General features: G+C 45.2%; 2 protein-coding genes. Both read left to right on the forward strand.

Translation table 11 applies throughout. The annotated features are described in order from the left end of the window. Positions 1-490 precede the first annotated feature (490 nt). Positions 491-895, forward strand: coding sequence for an Hpt domain-containing protein (locus AB4653_RS26580; protein WP_009846763.1), 405 nt, complete (start codon positions 491-493; stop codon positions 893-895). 211 nt (positions 896-1,106) lie between these two features. After that, on the forward strand, positions 1,107-2,514 hold a 1,408-nt coding region (locus tag AB4653_RS26585; protein WP_372105723.1), incomplete at its 3' end, for a sigma-54-dependent transcriptional regulator.

Here is a 2,514-nt window from a genome sequence, read left to right on the forward strand (position 1 = left end):
GAAGCGCTGTTGCTGATATCTTCTCTGAAAGTAGCGAGGAAGAAGTAGAAACCGACCCAAAGCCAAAGATTGATAAAGCTTCGTAGTTCTACTTTTCGATATTTAAAGCACGGCTGTTTAAATTATCGCTATTTGGGTTATAGGGATGTGGGTTATAGCTACTTAGCTTAGCCCAAGCGAGTTAACCTGCTCTAAGACCACTGTTGTTAGTAACTGCAGTGGTCTTTTTTATGTGTATCGGCCTCGCTTTGTCCTGCACTCTCCCCTTTAAGCTTACTAGTACCCAGGCTAATAGGTGCCTAAGTTTATATTTCATAAGAGAAAACAAATTTAAATCAGTTCGTTAGGTTTGTCACAAACATAGTGGCAATTCGGGCGAGAAGGCAATTAATTGCTTTGTTTATAAGGCAAGCAGTTGAAATTATTCTAGAAAATGACTAAAACTTAATAGTACTCACGGATATTACGCTCAACAAAAGGACTTAGTTTGATGAATTCCACTTTAGCGTCAGACACAGCTGCACATCTAAACTCACAAGAAGTTAGCGAGCTTGTTGATGAAAGCGTTCTAGAGCAAATGATTCGAGATACAAGTGCGGATATTATCCCGATCTTGATCGACCATTATGTCGAAGAATCACAAACACGCTTGGTCGCCATAAAAGAGGCTGTCGCTCAGCACGACGCTCAAACACTTGAGTTCGAGGTTCATACTCTTGGCAGCACCGCACTCTCATTAGGTAATCGCCCTTTGGGTGAGTTAGCTCGCGCTTTAGAGAAGCAGTGTCTAGAACAGAGTCACGATGCGGCATTTCTGCAAGTTGACGAATTACTAGAACTCGCAGAGCGTTCAATCAAAGCCTTGCTTGACAGGAAACAGGCAGGCTTCAGTTAACTTTGGATGTTCAGATAAAAACTCAACATAGTCGTTATTAATATAGTCCCCATAAAGATGCGAACCAGTATGAGTAGCAATGCGGGAAATTCTACACACCGCGCCTTAAAAGATTGCATGCGGTAGATAACAAATACACAAGACTCGTATTGATGGTTCCATATCACTATGTTATTGATTGGTTAGGATAAAGTTTCAAAAGGAATACACAATGCGCCCTAAGGTATTGTTAGTTGAAGACTCCACCTCACTCGCCGTACTCTACAAGCAGTACGTAAAGGACGAGCCCTACGATATCTTCCACGTCGAAACCGGCGTGGAAGCTAAGACCTTCATTGAAAGGCACTCTCCACAGCTTGTTATTCTCGACCTTAAGTTGCCCGACATGCCAGGGGAAGAAGTCTTAGATTGGATTAGTACGAACGAAATACCAACCGCCGTCATTATCGCGACGGCACATGGCTCAGTAAACATTGCTGTAGACCTTATCCAGCGCGGTGCGGAAGACTTCTTAGAGAAGCCCATTCAAGCCGACCGACTAAAGACCTCTGTTCGCTTACATCTAAAAAGAGCTAAGCTAGAGAACCTTGTCGATGACATGCAAAGCAAGTTCGATCGTGACCGCTTTCATAATTTCATCGGCTCTTGCCTACCTATGCAAGCGGTTTACAAAATTATCGATTCGGTAGCACCAACTACCGCCAGCGTGTTTATTAACGGTGAAAGTGGTACGGGTAAAGAAGTGTGTGCGGAAGCGATTCACCAAGAGAGCCAGCGCAACAGTAAGCCCTTCGTTGCTATTAACTGTGGTGCTATCCCTCGAGACCTAATGGAAAGTGAAATCTTCGGTCACGTTAAAGGTGCATTTACCGGTGCGACAACCGACCGTAAAGGTGCCGCAATGCAAGCGCATGGCGGCACCCTATTTCTCGATGAGCTTTGTGAAATGGAACTGGAGATGCAGAAGAAGCTCCTACGATTTTTGCAAACCGGTACGTTTACCCCACTCGGTGGCAACCGCGAGATTAAAGTGGATGTCAGAATTATCTGTGCGACCAACCGCGATCCACTGGTTGAGGTAGAAGAAGGACGCTTTAGAGAAGACCTTTACTATCGTGTTCACGTTGTGCCTATCGAGATGCCACCGCTTCGTGAACGAGGAAGTGACATTGTCACCCTGTCTAATCACTTCTTGAAGCTGTACGCGAAGCAAGACAAGAAGAAGTTCAAATCAATAGACAAAGAAACGCAGAATCTACTTAAACGTTATGCGTGGCCGGGCAACGTACGTCAGTTGCAAAACATCATCCGTAACATCGTGGTGTTGAACAATGAAACGAGCGTGACCAAAGACATGTTACCGCCTCCGATTAATAAAGTAGACGCAGCTCAAGCCACGAAATCAGTGACACCTATTCGAGTAGCTGCGCCCCAAGCTGCTGTTGTGGAAGCACCAGAAGCTAAGTTGCCACCTATTACACCGGAAGAGTTGGAGCAATCCTCAGTTGTCCCCGCTAACAACGATCCGATGACGCCCGCATTTACAACAAGCGAAGGTGCTATTCGTCCAATGTGGCAAATAGAGCGCGAAGCTATTCAACATGCCATCAATCATTGCG

The organism is Vibrio sp. 10N.222.48.A3 (genome assembly GCF_041475345.1).
In the GTDB taxonomy this organism is placed as follows: domain Bacteria; phylum Pseudomonadota; class Gammaproteobacteria; order Enterobacterales; family Vibrionaceae; genus Vibrio; species Vibrio tasmaniensis_A.